Below are 24,953 nucleotides of genomic sequence, written 5' to 3'. Positions count from 1 at the left end.
TGCCATGGAACGGCAACCCTACAACGGCATTCGCGAGAAAGAGCTCAACCAGATCAACACCCAGGACGGCAGGGCTTACGTCGCCTACTCAGCCCCTGACTTCTTCATCAGCCAGTCAGCCTTTGCGCCCAGGCGATCCGGCAATCAGGTGCGTTTTTTCACCACCGGCCAGGATTACTACCGGGACTTGGCCGAAGCCATCGACGGAGCCGCCCAGTGCATTTTCATCACCGGTTGGCAGATCAACTACGACGTGGTGCTCGACGGCACGCGCAGCCTCTGGCAATGCCTTCGCCAGGCCCTGGTGCGAGCGCCTGGCCTGCAGGTGTATGTCATGCCCTGGCTTAGCCCGAGTGGCAGCCTGGGGACGTACGACTTCGAAACCCTTCTGGCGATGCTTCATCTCAATGCCGGGTTGTCGGGCGCGCCGCGCGCCTTCTGTACACCGGCGGTGCAGCAAAGCGACATGAAGGGGCTGGGCGTAGCGTTCTCCCATCACCAGAAGTCCGTGGTGATCGACAATCGCATCGGTTATGTCGGCGGTATCGACCTGGCCTATGGCCGTCGTGACGACAACGACTTCAGCCTCGATGCCAGCGCCCGGCTCGGCAACGATGCCTACAACCCCGGGCTTCCCAAGCTCGGCTGGATGCCCATGCACAAGCATGTCAGCTCCAGGGGGCTGATCATGGCCACGCTGTTCGACCTGTCCAGGCCCACGGTGAGCGTGCGCGCCCAGCCCTACCTTGGGCGCTTCAGACGCCCGCCGCTCCCGCTGGCCTTGCTCAGCCTGTCCAGCCGAGCCACCACGCTCAACGGCACAGCACGGGTGGCGGACTTTTTCTCCAGCCCCATGCTGGCGCCCTTTGATTATCTGCGTCGTGCCAGCAACAGCCTTGACGAGAAGCTCGGTGAACTCGGAGGCTCCATCGCGGATGCTGAGCTGAGGGTAAGAATCAACCTGATCCGTGCGGTGGCCAACCTGATCGCCAGCCACCTGGACACCGAGGTCATGGCCCCGGCACTGAAAGCGGAACTGCGTGAGTGGATCGATACCTTGCGCATCAACACCCATAACCTGGGTGCAAGCCTCCATTACCGCAGCCTCTTGCTGATCGAACGCTGGATGAGCGAGACCGAACTGGGACAGGTCTTCGCCCTGATCGGCGGCAAGAGCATCAACGATGTGCCCGAACGATTCATGAAGCCCGCATCCGAACTGGCCATCGGCGCCTTCTGGCTGCTGCACGGCCTGCTGCAGGGGGCCGTAAGCGAACTCAAGCAACCCTACGCCTTTCTCGATACGAAGCCGCAACCCCTGGCGTCGCCCGACTACGCAACCCTGGCAGCCGACCAGCCGCGCATGCCCTGGCAGGACGTACACAGCCGTATCGAAGGCCCCTCGGTATTCGACCTCAGCCGCAACTTCATCGACCGCTGGAACAGCCAGCAGGCCTACCTCAACGACAGCCCCGCCATGCAGAACAGCGTCATCGGGCACAAGGCCTGCAAGGCCGTGGCGGCGGTGATGACCTGGCTCAACGACCTGGCCGAATACATCGGCGTAGCAACACAACTGCCGCCGAACGTGCTCTGCGAGATTATTCCGCCCAAACCCAAGTGCCGGTGGATCAACGCCGGCCTGGTGCCCCAGGCGCCCGCGCCGATGCGCGGTGGCGCCAGCGTGCAGGTGCTGCGCAGCGCCTCGGCCCGCCTCACCGAGCAGGAGACCAGGGGGCGCCAACTGGCTGGCGTCCGCCATGGGCTGCCACCGGGCTTGGCTGAGCAGGGCGTGCAGGACAACTGCTTGCGCGCCATGCTGCAGGCCATTTCCAGCGCACAGCAGTTTCTCTACATCGAGAATCAGTTTTTCCAGAGTGCCTTCGGCGAGGAAGGCGAACTGGGGGATGACCAGGTCGATGCGTTTTCCGGCCCCATGGCCACCCTGCGCGAGCCTCGCAGCCTGCGCCGGGATCTGGTCGAACGCGTACGCCTGGATAAGGCCCTGGCCCAGAAGGACATCTGGCAACTGGACTGGGTCGAGCTGGACCGGATCGCCCGTGAGCCAGGCAAGGAAGCCAAGGTGTTCATCGAAGGGCTCCAGCGCATGCTGGCCAACAACGGGCAGGGTTGGGCCAGCCGCCGCCTGGGGCCGCCCCAGGCCAGCCTGCTCAACCCCGTTGGCGAGGCCTTGGCCGCGCGCATCGGCCGTGCCATCGACGAGGGGCGGCCCTTCCACGTCTACCTGGTGTTACCCGTACACCCGGAAGGCACGCTGGACACCCTCAACATCCTCCACCAGATCCACCTCACCCAGCAGAGCCTGCTCTTCGGCGAGCACAGCCTGGTGCGGACCATCCAGAGGCGCATGGCCCTCAAGGCCCTGCTGGAGCGCAAGATCGAACGGCAGGAAGCCCTCGATGCCATCGAGCGCCAAAACTCAGCGGGCGAACCCTTCTACGCCCAGCAGGACTGGCGGCGCTACCTGACCCTGCTCAACCTGCGTACCTGGGCGGAGCTGGATGGCCGCGTGGTCACCGAACAGATCTACGTGCACAGCAAGCTGCTGATCGCTGACGACCGCGTCGCCATCCTCGGCAGTGCCAACATCAACGACCGCAGCCTGCTGGGCGGGCGCGACTCCGAACTGGCCGTCATCGTCCGCGACAGCAACCCCAGGACCGTGGCGCTGGACGGAGAGAAGCCCCAAGTGGTGAGCCAGGCCATCCACCAACTGCGGGTGGACCTGTGGACGAAGCACTTCGGTCTGGCACAAAGCCGCCTCGGCCCGGTGCAACCCGCCAGCATCCTGACCAGCGTGCTGGACAAGCCAGCGGCGCAAAGTACCTGGGAGGCCATTCAGCAGGTGGCTCAAGCCAACACTGAAGCCTACGAGCTGGCCTTTGACTTTATCCCCCAAAGCACCAGCCCGGTGCAGACCCAACTGACCCCAGACTTATCACCGAAACACAAGAATGGTTTCCCCTGCTCGGTCTGGCCGACCTGGGCTTATCGGGATGCAGTGAGGCGGGACCGTGGCGGAAGTCAACTGCAATTGCTGCCCCATGAACAAGCCTTTTGGCGCTCGGACACCCTGCAGGACGTGCGCACATTCGCCCCACCCAAAGGTATCGAGGGCTTTATCACCGCCCTGCCCACGAACTGGACCCGGGGCGAGCGCAACCACTCCGGCCTGCACTTCAGCGCCATCGCTCATAACGGCAGCGGGCCCGCCCCGCGCCTCAATCCCACCCCGACACCGCCCAAGGCCGCCACATGACCCGATTGCTTCTGTTGCTGCCCCTGCTGCTTGCGCCCCTGGCCCAGGCCGACTCAGCCCGCCAGGAGTGCCTGGGCCGCGTGGCCTTCGATGTACAGGAAGACATCGAATGGGCGGTGTTCAGCAACAAGCGTGTGACGCAAATTTCCAATGCCAAGGGCGGCGGGCACCGCTTTACCGACAAGGTCGCGGGCCGTTGGGAGCGAGGTAGTTATGGCTCGGAGCACGAGGCTGTTGTCTACGTCACGGCGCCGACCACCCGTGAAGAGTTCGACAGCGCGGCTATCTATATTCGCGGACGAGGTGAGATATACAAAAACACCCTTCTCAATGACATAAAGATCCATCAGCGTCGCATCGAAAGGTTCAAACAAGATCCTTGGGATACCAGCCAGTCCATTAAAAATGTTGAAGAAGAAATCCGTGAGATCGAAGCCGATATACCCCTGACCAAAATCTACGACCACGATTTGGGAATTCCTGATTCTTACGCCTTAGGCGGCAAGAATATTCCCTTTCACTTGCTCCTGTGGCGCGACTCGCGGGTCTACTACTTCGCCTTCAAGCCATACCCAGGTACAGCGGCCTATATGCAGGACCTGGCCCGGCGTTTCCGTACTCGTGCGCTGTACGAAGTCCCCCAGGAACCGGGCATCTGCTTTCCCTATGGTTTTATCGCCGACGACGGCAAGACGGCCTACGAGTTGCGCAACGCCCTGCGCTTCACCCGCACACCCAATGTGATCGTCAGCCTGCTCACCGCCTCGGCCGGTGACCCCACCGAGCCGACCATGGGGCTGTACGACACCGACTACTGGCCCGGCTTCGACAGCAGCAAATGGCGGCGGGTCAACCTGGTCGAGCAGGTCTACTTCGGCAAGCGTCTGGCCACCTTCACCGGCTGGCACCTCACCCCCACCGAGGGCGGCGGCGAGCAGGAGCGCGCCTGGTTCGGTCATGCGCATATCGGCGGGCCGGGCACTTCTACACCGATGTTGGCCATCCAGGTGCAGACCTTCGAGAAGGGCATCGACGACCTTATCGAACACACCCCGCCACCGGAAACGGTACTGCCGCGCATCAAGGCCCTGACGCGTTCGCTGCACTACCGCGAGGGCATTGCCCGATGACCCGATTGCTTCTGTTGCTGCCCCTGCTGCTTGCGCCCTTGGCCCAGGCCGACTTAGCCCGCCAGGAGTGCCTGGGCCGCGTGGCCTTTGATGTTCAGGAAAACATCGAATGGGCGGTGTTCAGCAATAAGCGTGTGACGCAAATCTCCAATGCCAAAGGTGGCGGGCACCGCTTTACCGATAAGGTCGCGGGCCGTTGGGAGCGGGGTAGCTATGGCACGGAGCACGAGGCCGTCGTCTACGTCACTGCCTCCACCACCCGCGAAGAGTTCGACAGCGCCGCAAACTACATCCGCGGACGTGGGCTGCGCTATCAGCAAGAGTTAAGAAGGAGAATCGAAATCAATGAATTCCGTATGAAACGAATGCAAGCCAGCAACTACAGCACCGCAGATGACATCAAAAGTGTCGAAGAGGTAATTCGTAAAATCGAAGCCGATATACCCCTGACCAAAATCCACGACCACGACCTGGGCATTCCAGATTCCTACGCCCTGGGCAGCAAGGAGATTCCCTTTCACTTGCTACTGTGGCGTGACTCGCGGGTCTATTACTTCGCCTTCAAGCCTTACCCGGGCACAGCCGCCTATATGCAGGATCTTGCCCGGCGCTTCCGAACTCGCGCGCTGTACGAAGTCCCCCAGGAGTCGGGCATCTGCTTTCCCTATGGTTTTATCGCCGACGACGGCAAGACGGCCTACGAGTTGCGCAACGCCCTGCGCTTCACCCGCACCCCCAATGTGATCGTCAGCCTGCTCACCGCCTCGGCCGGTGACCCCACCGAGCCGACCATGGGGCTGTACGACACCGACTACTGGCCCGGCTTCGACAGCAGCACATGGCGGCGGGTCAACCTGGTCGAGCAGGTCTACTTCGGCAAGCGTCTGGCCACCTTCACCGGCTGGCACCTCACCCCCACCGAGGGCGGCGGCGAGCAGGAGCGTGCCTGGTTCGGTCATGCGCATATCGGCGGGCCGGGCACTTCTACACCGATGTTGGCCATCCAGGTGCAGACCTTCGAGAAGGGCATCGACGACCTTATCGAACACACCCCGCCACCGGAAACGGTACTGCCGCGCATCAAGGCCCTGACGCGTTCGCTGCACTACCGCGAGGCTGTTGCCCGATGACCCAGCTGCCCCGGGCGAGGTGCAGCGCCGCCGGCGCTCATTGCTTACACAACCCGATAACCGCAAGACCGGGAGGTTGATGATGAAAGGAGTAATTCGAGTTGGCGACAAGAATTCTGGCGGGGGCGTCGTTCTGGCTGGCTCCTCCACGATGAAGTTCCGGGGCATCGGCGCTGCGCGTCTGGGGGACCCTGTCATGTGCCCGCTCCCGGGACATGGTGCAACGGTAGTTGCAGAAGGGCACCCCGTATTCAAGGATCATGGTCTTCCCGTGGCGTTTCACGGTCATCGTTGTGCTTGCGGGTGTGTGCTGTTGACGTCGCTACCCGACGCCACTGCGAGCTAGCCATGCCGGTCCGAATCGACAGTATTCCGCCATTGGCCATGCGTCCGCACCCACCACGTCCGTGGCGGTGGCTGGCGGGTCTGGTGATTTCCCTGCTGATGGGCTTCCTGGTGACGCTGATGTTCGCTGACGAGCCCTTGCGCCAGGACGGCCAACGCTTCTGGTGGCAAGCGCTGATGTTGCCCTTGTTCCTGTGGTGTGCGTCGTTCGTCCTGAGGTACCTGGTGCATATTGGGGGCGTAAGTGTTGCTGATGGCTGGGACAGGGCGCGAGAAGCCGACTTGCTTGCACGATTGCGACGGGGAAGACGTTCTCATCGGATCCTTGCGGTCAGCCTTCACACTGCGTTGCGTGGGCCGGCTGACTCGACTGGACAGGAGCAGAGCGAGGCGCTTGCTGGTGACCAGAGTGCCCTGAGGACCCAGCCCCTTTGGGACTCGCCGAGCCAGTCCTGCCGACACAGCGAACTGTCATTCGATCTGGGCCTTCAAGAGGGGGAGCTCGACCATGAGGTGCTGCTGGCGCAGGTCTATCGGAGAGTGCTGGTCGACCTGGCCGATACGGTCCTGACACTCCCTGCCGAGCAGCCCATGGCTCTCGTACTGGACATCGACAGTCAGGTCACTGCGCAACGGACGCTTGCTCTGTGGCACGAGGCATGGGTCGAACAGGGGCTTCGACAGGAGCTGCCGCTGTTCGAGCATCAGGGTTTCCCTGCCGTCGATCACTGGCTGGACTCCCGCAGGCGCGACTCATCGCTGTTGCTTGTGGTGTCGGCACGAATCGCACCGTCGCCTGCGGACGAAACAGCGGAGGTTGCCGTATGCCTCTTGCTGGGCGACCGCGGAGCGCCGTCGCCTCTACCTCCGTTGGCCTACCTGCACCGCCCTGAACAAGAGAGTGGGGGCACTACCGATTCGTTGCGTCGTGCAATCCTCCGGGCGTTGGAATGGGTGCCTCTGGATGCCGATGCCATAGGGGATTCATGGCTGGCAGATATTTGCGACTCGCGCCACGGTGATGTCTCCCGGGCGTTTCTTGAGCTGTTGGTGCCGCTGCAGCTCGGGCAGGGGATGCACGACCTGAAAGCTTCGTTGGGGGCTTGCGGCCCGGCGGCACCCTGGGTCGCCATTGCTGCTTGCGCAGAGCGTGCGCGATCGAGGCAGCGGCCACAGCTCATCGTGAGTGGTGGGGATGTTGAGGCTGCGCTGTGGTGTTCCGTCGTGACACCCGTCGCGATGTTTGAATCGGAATAAGGATGTATCGATGTCGTCCCGTCGCATGTTGATCCTGATGGTGCTGGTCTTGTCGGTCGGGCTGGGGCTCGAACTGATTCTTTGGCGATACCCGGAGCTCGTGGGCACGGTAGCAGGAGCCGACCTGCACTCCACCTGGATGCTTGCCACGGCCATGGCGACCATGCTGCTGGTGGTGCTGTTGGCCTCTCAACTCATTCTGGGGCGGCGAGTCGGAGAGTTCTCTTACCGGCAAGTGCTGGCAGACGACGTCGAAGCCTCTTCCGCTGTTGCACTTCAGACCACCGAGCACCGGCACGACCTGGATAGGCTGACCGAGTCTCTGAGCGATCGCCATGGCCGCTTCTGGAAGCGCCGGGTCTGTATTTATCTGGTGGTGGGAGGTACGCGTGAAGTCGAGGCCATCGCACCGGGGCTGATGCACGCGGGCTGGTTGGAGGGCCAAGGTGTGCTGTTGCTTGTTGAAAGCCTCGCCGGTGACCAGGCTGCCACGGCTAAATTCTTGCGATCCTTGCGTCCAAGCAGGCCGCTGGATGGCATCGTCTGGGCCCTGAGTCCGGCGCAAAGCGCGGATCCTGAGTACGTGGACCGTTATCAGTATCAGTTGCAGGCCCTGGCGCGACAATTACGCTGGCAGGCGCCGACGCATCTCTGGGAGGTGCACGAGAGCCACTGGGCACAGCCGGCCTTTGCATCGGCGGTGGGCTGCGCGCTGCCTTTGAACGCAGGAGCTGAACAGCTCGAGGGGCAACTGAGTCACCTGTTGCCCACCCTGCGCGAGCAAGGGTTGGCGAGGATGGAGCTGGACAACCGCAACGACGGGCTCCTGCGTCTGGCCCGCGAACTGCAAACCGAGGGGATCCACCGTTTGCGCATGGTCTGGGCTCGCTTGCGGCGGAGTTCCGGGGTGATGCTGCGTGGCCTGTGGTTCAGCCTGCCGCTGCCGCCATCGCATAGGCCCGGGGATCACCACTGGCTCGCTCATCCCGCATGGAATGGCATCCTGTCGGTTCCGCATCCGCGAGGACGGCCGCATGGCTGGACCTGGTCGCGTACCGCCAGCACCGCCCTTCTCGGCCTGGCCGCCTTCTGCGGAGTGGGGATGCTGGTGTCCTTCGCTGGCAACCGCGCGCAGATCGCCGAGATGCAGGCCGTCCTGGCCACCCTGGACCAGCCCCGGGAAGGCGACGAGCAACTGCTTGCCCTCAACGCGCTGGTCCATGAGCTCGACCGCCTCGACCAACGCGCCAGGCACGGCGTGCCCTGGTACCAGCGCTTCGGCCTGAGCCAGAACGACGGCCTGCTCGCCGCGCTCTGGCCCCGCTACGAGGCGGCCAACAACCGGCTGGTCCGCGACCCGGCAGCGGCCGGCTTCGAGCGCCAGCTGCGCGGGCTGCTCGGCCTGGCGCCGGGCAGCGCCGAGCGCGCCACCCGGGCCCGGGAGGCCTACGAGCCGCTCAAGGCCTACCTGATGATGGCCCGGCCGGAGAATGTCGATGCGTCATTCCTCGGCAAGGCGCTGGCGGCCGCCGAGCCTGCCCGCATGGGCATCGGCGAGGGCACATGGCAGGGCATCGCGCCGAACCTCTGGCGCTTCTACGCCGCGCAGCTGGAGGCGCACCCCGGCTGGCGCATCACCACCGACCCGGCCCTGGTCGCCCGGGCCCGCCAGTTGCTGATCAGCCAGCTCGGCCAGCGCAACGGCGAGGCGGCCCTCTACCGGCAGGTGCTCGACGCCGTCGCCAACCAGTACCCGGCCATGGGGCTGCAGCAGATGGTCGGCGATACCGACGCCCAGCCGCTGTTCTCCACCGCCGCCGAGGTGCCGGGTGTATTCACCCGCCAGGCCTGGGAAGGCGGGGTACGCAAGGCCATCGACGAGATCGCCGCCGCGCGCCGCGAGGAGATCGACTGGGTACTCAGCGATGACCGCAGCCAGATCGACGCCGCGCTGACCCCCGAGGCCCTGCGCGAAAGCCTGACCGCACGCTACTTCCAGGACTACGGCCGGGCCTGGCTGGACATGCTCAACAGCTTGCGCTGGCAGGAGGCCGGCAGCCTCGCCGATGTGGTCGACCAGCTCACCCTGATGACCGATGTGCGCCAGTCGCCGTTCATCGCGCTGGTCAATACCCTGTCCTACCAGGGGCGTGCCGGCACCCGTGGCCAGGCCCTGGGCGAGTCGCTGCTGCAGTCCGCGCAGAACCTCATGGGGCCGGACAAGGCCCCGGCCATCGAGCCGTTGGCGGCGCTGCCGAAAGGGCCGCTGGAAGAACGCTTCGGCCCGCTGCTGGCGTTGCTCGGCAAGGGCGCCGAGCCCTCGCGCAACGACGACAACCTCAGCCTGCACGCCTTCCTCACCCGTGTGACCCGGGTGCGCCTGACGCTGCAGCAGGTGAGCGCCGCCCAGGACCCCCAGGCGATGATCCAGGCCCTGGCGCAAACCGTGTTCCAGGGGCGCAGCGTCGACCTCACCGACACCCAGTCCTATGGCAGCCTGATCGCCGCCAGCCTCGGCAGCGAATGGGCCGGCTTTGGCCGGGCACTGTTCGTCCAGCCGCTGGACCAGGCCTGGCAGCGCATCCTGCAACCCTCCGCTGCCGGGCTCAATGACCACTGGCAGCGCGCCATCGTCGGGCCCTGGAACAGCGCCTTCGCCGGCCGCTACCCGTTCGCCGCGAGCGCCAGCGACGCATCGCTGCCCATGCTCGGGCAGATGATCCGCGCCGACAGCGGGCACATCGACCGCTTCCTCACCCGCCAGCTGGGTGGCGTGTTGCGCAAGGACGGCAATCGCTGGGTGCCCGAAAGCACCCAGGGCCAGGGGCTGCGCCTCGATCCCGCGTTCCTCGCGGCGGTCAATCGGCTCGCCGAACTGGCCGACGTGCTCTACACCGACGGCGGCATGGGCATCGCCTTCGAGCTGCGGGCCAAGCCGGTACGCGACCTCGTGCAGACCACCCTGACCCTCGATGGGCATCGCCTGGCGTACTTCAACCAGCGGGAACGCTGGCAACGGTTCGACTGGCCCAGCGCGAGCGATCACCCCGGCGCGCGCCTGAGCTGGACCCACGCCAGGAGCGGAGAGCGGCTGCTTGGCGACTACGCCGGCACCTGGGGCCTGATCCGGCTGCTGGAGCGGGCCCGGGTCACTCCGCTGGATGACAGCGAAACCCGCTATCGCCTGGTGCTGGAGGCCCCCGATGGCCTGGGGCTGACCTGGCACCTGCGCACCGACCTGGGCGCGGGCCCCCTGGCGCTGCTGCAATTGCGCGGCTTCAGCTTGCCGGCGCGGATCTTCCTCGAGCCCGGCGGCGCCTCGCGCCAGCTGGCGCATTACGGAGAGCAGCCATGAGCCTGTCCGCCCTTATCGCCAGTTGCCTGGGCGCGCGTGACGCGCTGGAGCTGGCCCGTCGCGAGGCCCCCGGTTGGGAAGCCTGGCTGCAGCCGGTCGGCCCGTCGTCTGCGGTGGGGGACGACCCGGGCTACGACGACGACTTCCAGCACATGCGCGAGGAGGTCAACAAGCTATCCGGCGCGGATACCGAGCGGGTCGCGCAGTTGGCGGAAGCGCTGATCAAGCGGCGCTGCAAGGACCTGAGGGTGGCGACCTACTACCTCTGGGCGCGCATGCAGATGGATGGCGAGGCGGGGCTCGCCGATGGGCTGAGCCTGCTGGCCGTGCTGCTCGAACGCTTCGGCGACGACATCCTGCCGAGCCGGCCGAACAGCCGGCGCATGGCGCTGGAGTGGCTGGCCAGCGGCAAGGTGCTGGATGGGCTGTCGCTCTACCCCGAGGTGGTGAAGGTCGAGGCGGAGCGGACGGTCGCCGCGCTGGCCTGGCTGAACCGGACCCTGGAAACCTGGCCGGTGGAACAGCGGCCGTCGCTGGGAGCGCTCTATACCGCGCTGACCAACCGCCTGGCGCAATCCGGCGGGGTGGACGCCCTGGTGCCGCAGAACAGCGCGGCCCACGAAGCAGGCTGGCAGGGCGCCACGCCATCGCTCACCGCCATCCGCTCCGGCCGCGACCTGCTCGATGGCGGGCGCGTCCTGGCCGGCTACCTGCGCGAGCAGCCGCTGGGCTGGTTGGCGGCGCACCGGCTGATGAAGAGCCTGCGCTGGGACACGGTGCACCAGTTGCCGCCCGCAGAGGGCAGCGGCACGACCCGGCTGGCGCCGCCGCGCAGCGAGTACCGGGCCCAGCTGAAACGGCTGCACCTGCAGCAGAGCTGGAGCGAGCTGCTCGATCAGGTCGAGCGCATCTACGCCGAAGGGGTGAACCACTTCTGGCTCGACCTGCAGTGGTACCTCTGCCAGGCGCTGAGCCGGCAGGCGCCGCCCGAGGATGGCTGGGCCGATATCGTCAAGCGCGACCTGGGCATGCTCCTCGACCGCCTGCCGGGCCTGGAGTCCCTGCGCTGGAACGATGGCTCGCCATTCGCCGACGAGGTCACGCGCAACTGGATCGCCCAGCACGTGAGCGGCAACCAGTCGCCGCAATGGCTGCCGGCGCCGGCGACGCCCGATCCGGTGGATGTCGACATCCTCGCCCTGGAGGCCAGGGCGCTGGTCCAGGCCGACAGCGAAGGGGTGGAGGCGGCCATCGCCTGGCTCGGAACGCAGCCCGGCGCGCAGAGCGGGCGGCAGCGCTGGCTGCTGCGCCTGCTGATGGCCCGGGTCGCCGAACAGTGCGGCAAGACCGACCTGGCCATCCACCTGCTGGCGGAGCTGAAGGTCACGGCCAGGCGCCAGGCCCTGGAGCAATGGGAGCCCGACCTGAGCTTCGAGGTGCAGGCGCGCCTGCTCAAGCTGCTGCGCCTGAAATCCCAACGCACCGATGTGGACAAGCCCGCGCTGGGGCGTCGCAAGGAGGCGCTGCTGGCCGATCTGGTCAGCATCGATCCGGTGCGCGCCGCGGTGTTGTGTCGCTGAGCATTGATCAAGACAGGAAGCATGCTTGTGGATATGGAAAACCGGACGCTGCGCTATTTCGACGCGGAAATGCGTTACCTGCGCGAGGCCGGCCAGGAGTTCGCCGAAGCCTTCCCCGACCGGGCGGCGCACCTGAGCCTCGACCGCCCGGGCGCGCGCGACCCCTACGTCGAACGCCTCTTCGAAGGCTTCGCCTTCCTCATGGGCCGCCTGCGCGAGAAGCTCGACGACGACCTCCCGGAGCTGACCGAAGGGCTGGTCAGCCTGCTCTGGCCGCACTACCTGCGGACGATTCCCTCGTTGTCGATCCTCGAACTGACGCCCGACCTGCAGCAGATGAAGCGCAGCGAGTGCGTCGAACGGGGATTGGAGGTGCTGTCCCAACCAGTGGGAGCCCAGCGGACCCGCTGCCGCTACACCACCACCCAGGACATCGCCCTGCAGCCCCTGGCGGTTGAGTCGTTGCGACTGGCCTACCAGCCGGATGGTCGTTCGCTGTTGCGCCTGCGTTTTGCCTGCGGCCCCCTGGCCGAGTGGTCGCAGGTGGACCTGAGCGCTCTGCCGCTGTACCTGAACGCCGAGGCTCCCCTGGCCAGCGCCCTGCACCTGGCGCTGACCCGGCGGGTGCATGCCCTCTACGTGCGCCTGCCCGGGGTTGCCGAGCGCATGCCCCTGCAGGGGCATTTCGCCGCCCGGGGGTTCGCCGAGGAGGATCGGCTCTGGCCCAAGGGCGACAGCGCGTTCAGTGGCTACCAGCTGCTGCTGGAGTATTTCGGCTTTCGCGAGAAATTCATGTTCGTCACCCTGCATGGTCTGGAACGGCTGAGCCTGCCCGAGGGGGTGCCCTGGCTGGAGCTGGAGGTGGTGCTCGCCGAGGGCTGGCCCCACGATTTCGAACCGCGCACCGAGCACGTCCGCCTGCACGCCGTGCCGGTGATCAACCTGTTCACCCTGGAGGCCGACCCCCTGCGCCTGGACCCGCTGCAGAGCGACTACCTGCTGCGGCCCATGCGCCTGCAGGACGGGCATACGGAAATCTATTCAGTGGACCAGGTCACCGCCTCGAAGAACGCCGAACGCGAGGACTACGTCCCGTTCACCAGCTTCCGGCACAAGGGCGGAATGCTGCGTGACGACGCCCCGGAGCGCTATTTCCATACCCGCCTCAAGCGCGCGGCGAACGGCCTGCACGACACCTGGCTGATTCTCGGCGGCGAGGGGTTCGACGTCGATCGCCTGGTGGCCGGCGAAAGCCTGTCGCTGCGCCTCACCGGCACCAACGGCCAACTGCCGCGCAAGGCCTTGCAGAGCACCTTGCTCGACACGCTGGTGCAGTCCACCCAGACCGGCCTGCGGGTGCGCAACCTGTGTGCGCCGACGCTGCCCTGCTACCCGCCCAGCCGCGACCGCTTCCACTGGCGGGTGCTCAGCCACCTGGGCTCGAACTTCCTGCCCATGCTGGGCAGCGCCGAAGTGCTGCGCGGCACCCTGGCGCTCTACGACTGGACCGGCAACGAGCTGAACCAGCGTCGCCTGGAGGCCATCGTCGATGTGCGCCACCACCTGATCCAGCGCTTCGAGCGGGGCTTTTTGCTGCGTGGCGTGGACATCGAAGTCACGCTGGACGCCAACGGCTTCTGCGGTGAAGGGGACATCAGCCTGTTCGGCGAGATGCTCAGCCGCTTCTTCGCCCTGTACGCCGACATCCACCTGTTCAACCAGCTGACGCTGATCCTGCAACCCACCGGGAAGTGCCTGAGATGGAACGAGAACCACAGCCAGCGCATGCCCGGCTGAACGCCAGCGGCCTGTTGCGGGCCCTGGAAGGACGGGTTGCCGAAGCGGACCTCTACCGGTTCTGCCAACTGCTGGAGCGGGCGCTGCCGGGGCAGCCGCCCCTGGGCAGCACCGAGCGCCCCTCGGATGACCCGGTGCGCTTTCGTCCCGACCCCGGCATGGGCTTCCCGGCAGGCGAACTGAAGGCCATCGAGTTCGCTGACGAGCCGGACCGGATGCCGGCCACCGTGCGCACGCGGCTGCTGGGGCTCTATGGCGTGGACTCGCCGTTGCCGACCACCTACCTGGACGACATCGCCCAGCGCCGCGAAGGGCACGAGGCGCTGGAAGCCTTCCTCGATATCTTCAATCACCGGATCTTCACCCAGCTCTATCGCATCTGGCGCAAGTACTCGTACCCGGCGACCTTCGAGCCCGGTGGGGCCGACCCGACGTCCCAGTGCCTGCTGGGTCTCATCGGCCTGGGAATCCCCGGCACCGCCGAGCATGTCGCGACGCCGATCTCGCGCTTTCTCGCGCTGCTCAGCGTCATGCGCCTGCCCACCCGCAACGCCGAAGGCATCGCCGCGCTGGTGAAGCTGCTGGCCCCCGAAACCCGCGCCCGCGTCACGCCGCACTGTCCGCTACGGGTGGTGCTGGCACGGCCGGCGGGGCTGTCGGCGGCCGAGCCGGTGGGCCTGTCGCAGGGCACCCCGCTGGGGCGTGTCGGCCATGACGCCAACAGCCAGCTGCACCTGTCGCTGTTCACCGAAGACCCGCGGGAAGTGCAGGGCTGGCTACCGGGCGCCCACCTGCACAGCGACCTCCTGGTGCTGCTGCAGGTCTACCTCGGCTGGCGCTGCACGGCACGGCTCGAACTCTCCCTGCCGACACGCTGCCTGCCACGGCCGGTGCTGGGCGAGACGACCCTGCTGCTCGGCATGACCGGGCTGCTGGGCCAGGGCGGCGAACGGAGCGACCTTCTCCCCGGGACCGTGACCATCCCGCTTGGGCGCTATCGGGGCCTTCGCAACAATCCGCAGGAAAGAGAGACACAGCATGTCGCGTACCGTTTTTAGGCCTTTGCTGCCGGCCCTGCTGGCCGCGCTGATGGGGGGTGTGGCCTGTACCAGAGCGTCGGCGACAGTTCGGCGGAGCTCGCCAGGTCGATCTTCTACAAGCAGGTGAAGACCCTGCACCTGGACTTCAGCGCGCGCCCCGCGATCAACACCGACCCGCGCGACATGTCCGGGCTGTCCGTGCCGACCCTGGTGCGCATCTACGCGCTGCGTGACGCCCAGGCGTTCAGGCGGGCGACCTACGACCACCTGCTGGACGACAGCCATGAGCGGCTCGGTGCCGACCTGCTCGACGAACGCACCCTGGTGATCAACCCCGGAGAAGGCGCGCAGCTCAGCGTGCCGCTGGATGAAGCCACCCAGGTCATCGCCGTGGTCGCGCTGTTCCGCCAGCCGGACACCCGCAGCGGCTCCTGGCGCCTGGAACTCACCCGCGACGACCTGGACCCGGACCAGCCACGGGTGATCGAGCTCGGCGACAACCGCCTGGCCCTGCGTCCACTGCCCGAGGCCTGACCCGTGACCGAGCACACGCCATCGCTCTACGAAACGCTGCTGCAGAACTTCACCGGTGAACTGGATCTGCATCGGGTACGCGAGGAGGACCGGCTCATCCTCTCGGTGCTGGACAACCTCCAGCGCATCCTCGACAGCCGCGCCGGTTCGCTCAGCCACCTGCCGGACTACGGGCTGCCGGACATGGGTCAGGTACTGCAGGGGCTGCCGGCTGCCGCCCACGGCCTGATCGGCGCCCTGACCCACACCCTGCTCGAGTACGAGCCGCGGCTGGCGGAGCTGAGCGTCCGCTTGCTGCCCCAGTCACGGCCCGGGCAGCTGGAGTACAGCCTCGACGTACGGCTCAAGAGCGGGGAGCAGGCGACGTTCGGCACCACGCTGGCGCCGGAGGGCAGGGTGCTGGTCCGCCACCTCCGGCAGCAGAACTATCTGTAGACAGGATTCGATCCGGGAGAGAACACCATGAATGGACTCGTTGGCAGGGCGCAGAACGAACTGCATCAACACGGCGACCTTGCGGCGCTCTACGAGGAACTGGCAAAGCTGCACCACCCCGCTTGCCCGGATGTCGACTGGCGCAAGGTCGAGCAGTGGTGCCGGGAGCTGCTCCGCGACAATGGCAGTGACCTGCAGATCGCCGCCTTCCTGGCCCTCGCGCTGGCCCAGCGCTACGGGCTGCCCGGCGTGGCCGAGGGCATGACCTTGCTGAACCAGCTGCTGGCGGGGGCGTGGGATCGCCTGTGGCCGCGCAACGCGACGGAGCGCATGGACATCCTCGCCTGGCTGTTCACGCAGTGGCAGCCGCTGCTGCGCGGGCTCGATATCGGCAAGAGGGATGCCTCCCTCATCCGCACCCTGGAAGCGGACCTCGCCTGCCTGCAGGAGGTGCTTGGCCGGCAGCGGCTGCCCGCGATGACGGCGCTGCGGGCCCTGAACCAGCAGGTATCGGCACTGGCTGCGCGGTTGCAGGACGATGCTTCGCCGCTCCCGGGCCATCCCCGCGAACGCGGGAGCGCAGCCCCGGAGCAGCCCATGAGGCTGTTCATCTCGATGCCGGAGCATGGCGGGGTCGCGCCGGTCGTGTACCTGGAGCGTCGCCCCGGCAAGCGTGCGCTCCGGGTCGCGCTGGTGCTGCTGCTGGGCCTGGTCGCGCTGGTGCCGCTGGGGGTGCTGGGCTGGCAGCACTGGCAGCGCATGCAGGAGCAGGCGCGCATCGCCACCGAGCCCATTCGCCTGGACAGCCTGCAGCTGTTCGACTCCGGCAGTGCCCGGTTGAAGCCGGACTCGACCAAGGTGCTGATCAACGCGTTGGCCAACGTCAGGGCGCAACCGGGCTGGCTGATCGTCATCACCGGGCATACCGACGCCACCGGCGACGAGCTGCGCAACCTCGCCCTGGCACAGGCTCGGGCCGCAGCGGTCCGTGACTGGATGAAGAACATGGGGGACGTGGCCGACGACTGCTTCGCCGTGCGCGGCCAGGGCTCGGGGCAACCCATCGCGGACAACGCCACCGAGGCCGGACGCGCGGCCAACCGCCGTGTCGATATCAGCCTGCTACCGGAACCGGGCGCCTGCCAGGCTCCTCGTTGAGGTCGTTGCCAGCGCTCTCCGGCCGGGTCATTACGGGGGCCGGAGGCGTACGGTCGTCGCTTCGCTGTTAATTGTTATTTGATAAGCATTATCATCCGCGCTCTCTTCCTCGAAGCCTGCGCCGCTCCATGCCCGATACCTCCTCACCGGCCGACCTGCCGCCGGATGCGCCCGCACCCGGCGATCCGTCGCGGCGCGAGGATCTGTTGCGCGTGTTCCTCGCCCAGCGGGAGCGGATGGAGGCGCTGGTCAGCCGGCGCGTCGGCTGTCGCGCCACGGCGGCGGACCTGGTCCAGGACCTGTTCCTGCGCTTCTGGCGCCGCCCGGCGGCACCGGTGGAGGACCTCGCCACCTACCTGTTGCGCAGCGCCCACAACCTGGCCATCGACCACATGCGCAGCGAAGGCGCGCGCACCCGCAACGAGGCCGGCCTGCTGCTCGAACAGGGCGAGGCGCCGCCCCCGGAAGCGGCGCTGGAGGCCGGCAACGACCTGCGTCACGTTGAAGCGGCCTTGCGCTCGCTGCCGGAGCGCACACGCCACATTTTCCTGCTCAACCGCCTCCACGGCAGCACCTATGGCGACATCGCGCGCGCCATGGGGCTTTCCCAGTCCGCCGTGGAAAAACATATGATGCGTGCCTTGGGAGCCTGCAAGGCCAGCCTGCAGGACAGGCCGGCCACCATCTCGCCGGGGAGCGCGAAACCATGAGTCTCGATCAGCAGCGGCCCGTCACCGCCACCAGCAGCCAGCATGCCGTCGAGCAGGCGGCCTGGCTGTGGATCGGACGCATGCAGGGGCGGCCTTCGCCGGCCCAGCGCGAGGCCTTCGAGCGCTGGCTCTATGCCGATGTCACCCATATCGAGGCCTACGCCCAGGCCCAGGAGCTGTGGCGCCGTACCTGGCCCGCGGCCCATGCCATCGCCGCCGAGGAAGACGCGCGCCTGCGCCAGTACCTGGAGCGCATGGCCGTGCCGCCTGCTCGTGGGCGGCGCTGGGGCGCCCTGCTGGCGATGGCCGCGAGCCTGGCGCTGGTGGTCTGGGGCGGCGGCTGGAAACCCGTCGACTGGCTGCAGGACCTGGGCGCCGATTACGTGTCCGCGCCCGGTGAGGTGCGCACGGTGGAACTGGCCGACGGCTCGGTGATCACCCTGGATGCCGACAGCGCGGTGAGCGTCGAGCTGCGCGCGGACGAGCGCCATGTCGAGCTGCGTCGCGGCGCGGCCTTCTTCCAGGTCAGCCATGGCGAGGTGCCGTTCGTGGTCTACGCCGCCGGTGGCGAAGCCCGGGTGCTCGGCACCCGCTTCGGCGTGCGGCTGCGCCACGGCGGCGCGCGGGTCACGGTGGAGCAGGGCAGGGTGGGCGTCACCGCCGCGCCCGGCCAGCCCCAGGACGTGCTCGCCGCCAACCAGCAGTTGGTCTATGGCGAAGGCAAGGCCGGTGAGACCTGGACGGTGGACGCCCAGGCGCAGCTGTCCTGGCGGGAAGGGCGGCTGACCTTCTACAAGACGCCCCTGGCCGATGTTCTGGCCGAGCTGGCGCGCTACTACCCGGGGCGCATCGTCCTGCTGGATGACGAACTGGCCGCGCGGCGCATCAGCGGCAGCTTCCCCAGCAACGACCCCCACGCCATCCTCGACTCCCTGCGCGCCGTGGTCGGCTTCCGCCAGCACGAGGTGCTGGGCCGGTTGATCGTGTTGCGCTAGCTGTTCGGCACATGTCTGTAGGGGCGAATTCATTGGCTCTGTCTGCGTTAGCTGTTGTGGTTTTAATGCAAGCGCTCAAGCACGGCTATTTCCGGGCACCCAAGGGTTCGTGCCCCCCCCCCACCGCATGGGTTTCGCTTCGCTCTACGCCATCCTACGAAAGCCGCCGTTACGTGCACGTTGGGTTGGTGCGCACATCAATGTGTGGATTTGAGCGAAGAAAGTTGGAGCAGCCGCCAAGGCCCCTCCAGGAGGCCGAACGCAGTCGTTGCGCCGGGGGACGAGCGGCATGGATGCCGCGAGAGGCGCGCCAGGCCATGGATGGCCCATCGCGCCGGCCCCCAGACGACGCTTGCGGCGAACGCACTTCAGTGCGGCCCGAAGGGCGAGCGTAGCGAGTAACGGCGATGGAGTGAGGGAACCCCGGCGAAGCCGGGGCCGGATGATGGGGCAAGCCCTTTTGGTTTCTTTTGGGTGGTTCGGCACCCCGACGACTGCCAAAAGAGACTCGCCCGGGTGGGCGAAACCAGAAACATCACCAGAACTCGGCAATCAGCTGGACTCAAATCCTCTAGCAACACTTAACGCAGACAGAGCCAATTCATTCGCCCAGCAGGCCGAAGGCCTGCCACACGGAGCCCTGCGGGGCAGCTGTGCTGCCCTTGGCGAATGAATTCGCCCCTACACAAAGCTGCTGTCCGGCAGGCGGTTTTATTTTTTTCAAAATTATTTTCAATTTCAGGTGAGGTATCCGCTCGCGGGCTCCGTGTAGGAGGTGGAATGCGATTTATTCGCAAAGAAACCCATCAGCCAGGGGGCAGGTCATACCCATGAAGTACAGGACATCGCGGTTGCAGGGCGGCGCATTCAAGCGCCTCGGTCTGGTTTCGGCATTGCTCGCCCTCGGCCACGTGGGCGTGCTGCCGCTGGCCCATGCCGCCGATGCCGAGGCGCCCGCCGCCGCGCTGGCCAGCGTGCATGAGTTCGCCATCGCCGCGCAGCCGCTGCCCCAGGCCCTGGCCGCCTTCACCCGCGTCACCGGGCTGGCGCTGGTCTACACCGAGGATGCCGCCTACCAGGTCCAGGCGCCGGCGGTGAACGGCCGCATGAGTGCCGAGCAGGCCCTGGCGCAGCTGCTGGCCGGCAGCGGGCTGGGTTATGCACAGGTCAACCCCGGCACCCTCACCCTGGTGCCCCGCGCCAACGACGGTGCGCTGAACCTCGATGCGGTGAACATCAACTCCCGCCAGCTGGCCGCCACCAGTTACCAGCCGCCGCCCACCACGCGCCTGATGCGCTCGGAAACGCCGCTGCTGGAAATCCCCCAGGCGGTGGCCGTGGTGCCCCAGCAGGCGCTGCTCGACCAGCAGCCACAGAACCTCGACGACGCCCTGGCCAACGTCAGCGGCATCACCCAGGCCAACACCCTCGGCAGCACCCTGGATGCGGTGATGAAGCGCGGCTTCGGCGACAACCGCGACGGCTCGATCCTGCGCGACGGCATGCGCACCATCCAGGGCCGCAACCTCACCGCCACCGCCGAGCGGGTGGAAGTGCTCAAGGGCCCGTCCTCGATGCTCTACGGCATCCTCGACCCGGGCGGCGTGATCAATGTGGTCAGCAAGAAGCCGCTGCTGGAGGACTACCGCGCCATCACCGGACGCGCCTCCACCTATGGCGATGGCAAGAACGGCAGCGGCGGCACCCTCGACGTCACCGGCCCCCTGGGGGATTCCGGCCTGGCCTACCGCGTGATCGCCGACTACGACGACGCCGACTATTGGCGCAACTTCGGCCACAACCGCGACAAGACCTTCGCCCCCTCCTTCGCCTGGTACGGCGAAGACACCACGGTGAACCTCAGCTTCGAGCACCGCGAGTACTCGGTGCCCTTCGACCGCGGCACGGTCTTCATCAACGGCAAGCCCCTGGCAGTGCCGGCCACCCGCCGCCTGGACGAGCCCTATAACGTCACCGAGGGCCGCTCGGACTTGATGATCCTCGACCTCGAACACCCGTTGAACGAGGACTGGAAAGCCCACTTCGCCTACAGCTACAACCGCGACACCTACGACGACTACCAGGCGCGGGTGCAAAGCCAGAATGCCAACGGCACGCTGAGGCGTCGCCTGGATGGCACCCGGGGCGCGGTGAGCACCGAGCATTTCGCCACCTTCGACCTGGACGGCAAGGTGCAACTGGCCGGCATGCAGCACGACCTGCTGATGGGCGTGGACCACGAGTACCGCAAGTTCTACCGCGAGGACCTGATCCGCCAGACCACCAGCGTCAGCTTCAACCCCTGGAACCCGGTCTATGGCCAGGTGCCGGTGCCCACCACGGTGGCCGCCGGCGACAGCGACCAGACCGACCGCGTGGTCAGCCAGTCCGCCTTCTTCCAGGATTCGGTGCACCTCAACGAGCAGTGGATATTCATCGCCGGTGCTCGCTACCAGCTCTACGACCAGCTCGCCGGTCGCGGCCGTCCGTTCACCAAGAACACCGATATCGACGGTCAGCTCTGGGTGCCCCGGGTCGGCCTGGTCTACAAGATGACCGACGAGCTGTCCCTCTACGGCGGCTACACCGAGTCCTTTAAACCGAACTCCACCATTGCGCCGCTGAGCGGGACCGGATCGGTGAACGCGATGGCTCCGGAGGAGGGCAAGAGCTGGGAGATCGGCGCCAAGCTGGATATGCCGGGCCGCATCACCGGCACCCTGGCGCTGTTCGATATCGTCAAGGAGAACGTCGCCGTGACCGAACTCGATGGCTCCAACCGAGCAGTGGGTGAAGTCCGCTCACGTGGCATTGAGCTGGATGTCACCGGCCAGGTCACCGACAACCTCAGCCTGATCGGCACCTTTGCGTGGCTGGATGCGGAGCTGACCAAGGACCCGCTCTACAAGGGCAACGAACTGCAGAACGTTGCCAAGCGCAGTGGCTCGCTCTCGGCGGTCTATGACTTCGGCCAGGTGTTCGAGGGTGATCGTTTGCGTGCAGGCTTTGGTGGTCGCTACATCGGCTCCCGTGAGGGCGATGTCGCCAACAGCTTCAACCTGCCTCACTACGCAGTAGCCGACGCCTTCGCCGCCTACGAGACGCCCTTGGGTAACGACAAGCGTCTCAAGCTGCAGCTGAACCTGAAGAACATCTTCGACAAGACCTACTACAGCTCCTCGGTGAACCAGTGGAACGTCTCCATCGGTGACCCGCGCCTGGTGCAGCTCTCCAGCACCCTGGAGTTCTAAGCCCCGAGCAGCCCCGCACGGTGGACCGGTGAAGCGGGGTCCACCGGCATCACACCGAGCACGGTGCATGACCGTAGGTTGGTGCCGAGCGCAGCGAGGCCCAACACAACGATCCCGAACCCTCTGCACAAGCAGTTGAAGGCATGGGTGGGCGTCGCTCTTTACGTCCACCAGCGGAGCTCCCGGTTGACCTCGCTGCATGCAAGGTGCGTGAAAAGGCGGGAGCGCGTTGCGCTCCATCGCGGATGAATCCGCTCCCACAACAAGAGCCCCGGTCGACCCCGCATGGTGGACCGATGAAGCGGGGTCCACCCTGCATCCGGCATCGCACCGCAGTGGATCGTTAACCTCGCCGTAACGATCCGTCCCCGGGCTTGATTGATGACCCACCGGTCGCGCTCCTAAGGTTCGCTCCACGACAGCGGAACCCGTGGAGCCTCCAATGACAACGACAATCTCCCCACCGCCGCAATGGTCGCGTCGGCGCGCGGAAAAGCAGCGTCGCCTCGACCAGGTGCGATCCCTCGCCGACGGCGTGGTGCTGCCCAGCGAGCGCATCGTCGCCGCCCTGGAGGCGCTGATCGCCCCCGGCGACCGGGTGGTGCTCGAAGGCAACAACCAGAAGCAGGCGGACTTCCTCTCCCGCTCCCTGGCCAAGGCCGATCCCGGGCGCCTGCACGACCTGCACATGATCATGCCCAGCGTCAGCCGCGCCGAGCACCTGGACCTGTTCGAACGCGGCATCGCCCGCAAGCTCGACTTCTCCTTCGCCGGGCCGCAGAGCCTGCGCATCAGCCAGCTGCTGGAAGACGGCCTGCTGGAAGTCGGCGCCATCCACACCTACATCGAGCTGTACTCGCGCCTGCTGGTGGACCTGATCCCCAACGTCGCGCTGGTGGCCGGCTTCATGGCCGACCGCCACGGCAACATCTACACCGGCCCCAGCACCGAGGACACCCCCGCCCTGGTGGAGCCCACGGCCTTCTCCGACGGCATCGTCATCGTCCAGGTCAACGAGCTGGTGGACGACGTCGGCGACCTGCCGCGCGTGGACATCCCCGCCTCCTGGGTCGACTTCGTGGTGGTGGCCGACAAGCCGTTCTACATCGAGCCGCTGTTCACCCGCGACCCGCGCCACATCAAGCCGGTGCACGTGCTGATGGCGATGATGGCGATCCGCGGCATCTACGAGAAACACAAGGTCCAGTCGCTCAACCACGGCATCGGCTTCAACACCGCCGCCATCGAGCTGATCCTGCCCACCTACGGCGAATCCCTGGGGCTGAAGGGCAAGATCTGCCGCAACTGGACGCTCAACCCGCACCCGACGCTGATCCCCGCCATCGAGACCGGCTGGGTGGAAAGCGTGCACTGCTTCGGCACCGAGCTGGGCATGGAGGGCTACATCGCCCAGCGCCCGGACGTGTTCTTCACCGGCCGCGACGGCTCCATGCGCTCCAACCGCATGATGTGCCAGCTGGCCGGGCAGTACGCGGTGGACCTGTTCATCGGCGCCACCCTGCAGGTGGATGGCGACGGCCATTCCTCCACCGTCACCCGGGGCCGCCTTGCGGGCTTCGGCGGTGCGCCGAACATGGGCCACGACCCGCGCGGCCGCCGCCATTCCACCCCCGCCTGGCTGGACATGCGCGCCGAACCCGAGGCCCTGCTGGCCCGTGGCAAGAAGCTGGTGGTGCAGATGGTCGAGACCTTCCAGGAAGGCGGCAAACCCACCTTCGTCGAGACCCTGGACGCGGTCGATGTGGCCCGGAAGAGCGGCATGCCCCTGGCGCCGATCATGATCTACGGCGACGACGTCACCCACCTGCTCACCGAGGAAGGCATCGCCTACCTGTACAAGGCGCGCACGGTGGAAGAGCGCCGCGCCATGATCGCCGCCGTCGCCGGGGTCACCGCCATCGGCCTGCGCCATGACCCCAAGGACACCGAGCGCATGCGCCGCGAAGGGCTGATCGCCCTGCCCGAGGACCTCGGCATCCGCCGCACCGATGCGACCCGCGAACTGCTCGCCGCCAAGAGCATCGCCGAGCTGGTGGACTGGTCCGGCGGCCTCTACAACCCCCCGGCCAAGTTCAGGAGCTGGTGATGAGTGCACTGATCGCGAAAAGTACCGGGCTGCCCCTGGCCGAGTGGCTGGCGGACCAGGCCGTCGATGCGCTGATCGACGAAGCCGACCTCTCGCCCAAGCCCGCGCTGGTGGACCGGCGTGGCAGCGGCGCCCACAGCGACCTGCACCTGGGCCTGATGCACGCCTCGGCGCTGTCGTTGTGGCCGGCGTTCAAGGCCATGGCCGAGGCGGCGGTGGCGTTCGGCGACGTCGGCCAGCCGCTGCGCGAGGCCCTGGGCCGCATCGGCCGTGAAGGCGAGGCCGCCATGCTCGCCGTCACCGGCGGGGTCAACACCCACCGTGGCGCCATCTGGGCCCTCGGCCTGCTGGTGGCCGCCGTCGCGCTGGAACCGGCCAAGGCCGAAGCCGCAGGCATCACCACCCGTGCCGCGCGCATCGCCCTGATCGATGACCGCGCCGCACCGCAGCAGGACAGCCACGGCAGTCGTGTCGCCCAGCGCTACGGCGCCCGGGGCGCGCGGGAGGAGGCCCAGCTCGGCTTCCCCGCCGTGCGCCTGCACGGCCTGCCGCAGCTGCAGCGCAGCCGCGCCCAGGGCAGCGGCGAGCAGAACGCCCGGCTCGATGCGCTGCTGGCGATCATGGCCGAGCTGGCCGACACCTGCGTGCTCTGGCGCGCCGGCCCGGAAGGGCTCGCCGCCATGCAGCGGGGCGCCCGCGCGGTGCTCGACGCCGGGGGCTGCGCCAGCCTCGACGGGCGTCGCCGGCTGCGCGAACTGGAAACCCGTTTGCTGGGGCTCAATGCCTCGCCGGGCGGCGCGGCCGATCTGCTCGCCGCCTGTTTGTTCATCGACCGAGTCGGGAGCTGAC

Annotated in this window: 17 protein-coding genes; all 17 read left to right on the top strand. The window is 66.9% G+C overall.

The window, feature by feature from the left end:
• The first annotated feature begins 4 nt into the window (after positions 1–4).
• The 17 genes from PSm6_RS09020 (at position 5) to PSm6_RS08940 (ending at position 24,952) form a co-directional block, all read left to right on the top strand.
• A complete protein-coding gene (locus PSm6_RS09020; protein WP_265170071.1) occupies positions 5–3,280 on the top strand; it encodes a phospholipase D-like domain-containing protein in 3,276 nt (1,091 codons plus the stop codon).
• Positions 3,277–4,410: a T6SS immunity protein Tli4 family protein gene (locus PSm6_RS09015; protein WP_265170070.1), complete on the top strand. Its 1,134-nt coding sequence runs from the start codon at positions 3,277–3,279 to the stop codon at positions 4,408–4,410. Before PSm6_RS09020 ends, PSm6_RS09015 begins: the two co-directional genes overlap by 4 nt.
• Entirely contained in the window at positions 4,407–5,540 is a 1,134-nt protein-coding gene (locus PSm6_RS09010; RefSeq protein ID WP_265170069.1) for a T6SS immunity protein Tli4 family protein, read from the top strand. The genes PSm6_RS09015 and PSm6_RS09010 overlap by 4 nt, the downstream gene beginning before the upstream one ends.
• A 79-nt stretch (positions 5,541–5,619) precedes the next feature.
• On the top strand, positions 5,620–5,886 hold the full coding sequence (locus PSm6_RS09005; RefSeq protein ID WP_307735133.1) for a PAAR domain-containing protein: 267 nt from the start codon (positions 5,620–5,622) through the stop codon (positions 5,884–5,886).
• Positions 5,887–5,888: 2 nt separating this feature from the next.
• Positions 5,889–7,142, top strand: a complete 1,254-nt coding sequence (locus PSm6_RS09000) for a KPHS_23130 family T6SS system protein (protein WP_503827120.1) — start codon at positions 5,889–5,891, stop codon at positions 7,140–7,142.
• A gap of 1,102 nt (positions 7,143–8,244) precedes the next feature.
• Positions 8,245–10,497 (top strand): ImcF-related family protein, encoded by a 2,253-nt coding sequence (locus PSm6_RS08995; protein WP_371877063.1) that lies wholly within the window; start codon positions 8,245–8,247, stop codon positions 10,495–10,497.
• Positions 10,494–12,077 (top strand): type VI secretion system protein TssA, encoded by a 1,584-nt coding sequence (gene tssA, locus PSm6_RS08990; protein ID WP_265170066.1) that lies wholly within the window; start codon positions 10,494–10,496, stop codon positions 12,075–12,077. Before PSm6_RS08995 ends, tssA begins: the two co-directional genes overlap by 4 nt.
• 33 nt (positions 12,078–12,110) lie before the next feature.
• The gene (gene tssF, locus PSm6_RS08985; protein WP_371877121.1) at positions 12,111–13,874 is read left to right on the top strand and encodes a type VI secretion system baseplate subunit TssF; all 1,764 of its coding nucleotides are present in this window, start codon (positions 12,111–12,113) and stop codon (positions 13,872–13,874) included.
• Entirely contained in the window at positions 13,838–14,932 is a 1,095-nt protein-coding gene (tssG, locus tag PSm6_RS08980; RefSeq protein ID WP_111262994.1) for a type VI secretion system baseplate subunit TssG, read from the top strand. The genes tssF and tssG overlap by 37 nt, the downstream gene beginning before the upstream one ends.
• A gap of 105 nt (positions 14,933–15,037) precedes the next feature.
• Positions 15,038–15,448 carry a type VI secretion system lipoprotein TssJ gene (gene tssJ / locus PSm6_RS08975; RefSeq protein ID WP_307735132.1) on the top strand — a complete coding sequence of 137 codons (411 nt, stop codon included), beginning with the start codon at positions 15,038–15,040 and terminating at the stop codon, positions 15,446–15,448.
• A 3-nt stretch (positions 15,449–15,451) separates the two neighbouring features.
• On the top strand, positions 15,452–15,883 hold the full coding sequence (gene tssE, locus PSm6_RS08970; protein WP_265170064.1) for a type VI secretion system baseplate subunit TssE: 432 nt from the start codon (positions 15,452–15,454) through the stop codon (positions 15,881–15,883).
• A gap of 27 nt (positions 15,884–15,910) precedes the next feature.
• On the top strand, positions 15,911–17,041 hold the full coding sequence (locus PSm6_RS08965; protein WP_265170063.1) for a type VI secretion system ImpA family N-terminal domain-containing protein: 1,131 nt from the start codon (positions 15,911–15,913) through the stop codon (positions 17,039–17,041).
• 128 nt (positions 17,042–17,169) lie between these two features.
• On the top strand, positions 17,170–17,751 hold the full coding sequence (locus PSm6_RS08960) for an RNA polymerase sigma factor (RefSeq protein ID WP_265170062.1): 582 nt from the start codon (positions 17,170–17,172) through the stop codon (positions 17,749–17,751).
• On the top strand, positions 17,748–18,746 hold the full coding sequence (locus PSm6_RS08955) for a FecR family protein (RefSeq protein ID WP_265170061.1): 999 nt from the start codon (positions 17,748–17,750) through the stop codon (positions 18,744–18,746). The genes PSm6_RS08960 and PSm6_RS08955 overlap by 4 nt, the downstream gene beginning before the upstream one ends.
• Before the next feature lie 830 nt (positions 18,747–19,576).
• Entirely contained in the window at positions 19,577–21,997 is a 2,421-nt protein-coding gene (locus tag PSm6_RS08950) for a TonB-dependent siderophore receptor (RefSeq protein WP_265170060.1), read from the top strand.
• Between the two features lie 442 nt (positions 21,998–22,439).
• A complete protein-coding gene (gene mdcA / locus PSm6_RS08945; RefSeq protein ID WP_265170059.1) occupies positions 22,440–24,104 on the top strand; it encodes a malonate decarboxylase subunit alpha in 1,665 nt (554 codons plus the stop codon).
• Complete coding sequence (locus PSm6_RS08940) at positions 24,104–24,952, top strand: triphosphoribosyl-dephospho-CoA synthase (protein ID WP_184489814.1); 849 nt, start codon at positions 24,104–24,106, stop codon at positions 24,950–24,952. Before mdcA ends, PSm6_RS08940 begins: the two co-directional genes overlap by 1 nt.
• Position 24,953: the final 1 nt, after the last annotated feature.

Origin of the sequence: Pseudomonas solani (assembly GCF_026072635.1) — a bacterium.
Classification (GTDB): Bacteria; Pseudomonadota; Gammaproteobacteria; order Pseudomonadales; family Pseudomonadaceae; genus Metapseudomonas; species Metapseudomonas solani.
Note: the sequence above shows the minus strand (reverse complement) of the source record. Positions and strands in the feature narration are given on the sequence as shown.

What these genes read in the sequence shown, in the direction of transcription:
- mdcA (WP_265170059.1), top strand. Translation starts at nt 22,440, where the DNA reads ATGACAACGACAATCTCCCCACCGCCGCAATGGTCGCGTCGGCGCGCG.
- PSm6_RS09010 (WP_265170069.1), top strand. Translation starts at nt 4,407, where the DNA reads ATGACCCGATTGCTTCTGTTGCTGCCCCTGCTGCTTGCGCCCTTGGCC.
- PSm6_RS08960 (WP_265170062.1), top strand. Translation starts at nt 17,170, where the DNA reads ATGCCCGATACCTCCTCACCGGCCGACCTGCCGCCGGATGCGCCCGCA.
- PSm6_RS08955 (WP_265170061.1), top strand. Translation starts at nt 17,748, where the DNA reads ATGAGTCTCGATCAGCAGCGGCCCGTCACCGCCACCAGCAGCCAGCAT.
- tssG (WP_111262994.1), top strand. Translation starts at nt 13,838, where the DNA reads ATGGAACGAGAACCACAGCCAGCGCATGCCCGGCTGAACGCCAGCGGC.
- PSm6_RS09000 (WP_503827120.1), top strand. Translation starts at nt 5,889, where the DNA reads ATGCCGGTCCGAATCGACAGTATTCCGCCATTGGCCATGCGTCCGCAC.
- PSm6_RS09005 (WP_307735133.1), top strand. Translation starts at nt 5,620, where the DNA reads ATGATGAAAGGAGTAATTCGAGTTGGCGACAAGAATTCTGGCGGGGGC.
- PSm6_RS08965 (WP_265170063.1), top strand. Translation starts at nt 15,911, where the DNA reads ATGAATGGACTCGTTGGCAGGGCGCAGAACGAACTGCATCAACACGGC.
- PSm6_RS08950 (WP_265170060.1), top strand. Translation starts at nt 19,577, where the DNA reads ATGAAGTACAGGACATCGCGGTTGCAGGGCGGCGCATTCAAGCGCCTC.
- tssA (WP_265170066.1), top strand. Translation starts at nt 10,494, where the DNA reads ATGAGCCTGTCCGCCCTTATCGCCAGTTGCCTGGGCGCGCGTGACGCG.
- PSm6_RS08995 (WP_371877063.1), top strand. Translation starts at nt 8,245, where the DNA reads ATGCTGGTGTCCTTCGCTGGCAACCGCGCGCAGATCGCCGAGATGCAG.
- PSm6_RS09020 (WP_265170071.1), top strand. Translation starts at nt 5, where the DNA reads ATGGAACGGCAACCCTACAACGGCATTCGCGAGAAAGAGCTCAACCAG.
- PSm6_RS09015 (WP_265170070.1), top strand. Translation starts at nt 3,277, where the DNA reads ATGACCCGATTGCTTCTGTTGCTGCCCCTGCTGCTTGCGCCCCTGGCC.
- PSm6_RS08940 (WP_184489814.1), top strand. Translation starts at nt 24,104, where the DNA reads ATGAGTGCACTGATCGCGAAAAGTACCGGGCTGCCCCTGGCCGAGTGG.
- tssF (WP_371877121.1), top strand. Translation starts at nt 12,111, where the DNA reads ATGGAAAACCGGACGCTGCGCTATTTCGACGCGGAAATGCGTTACCTG.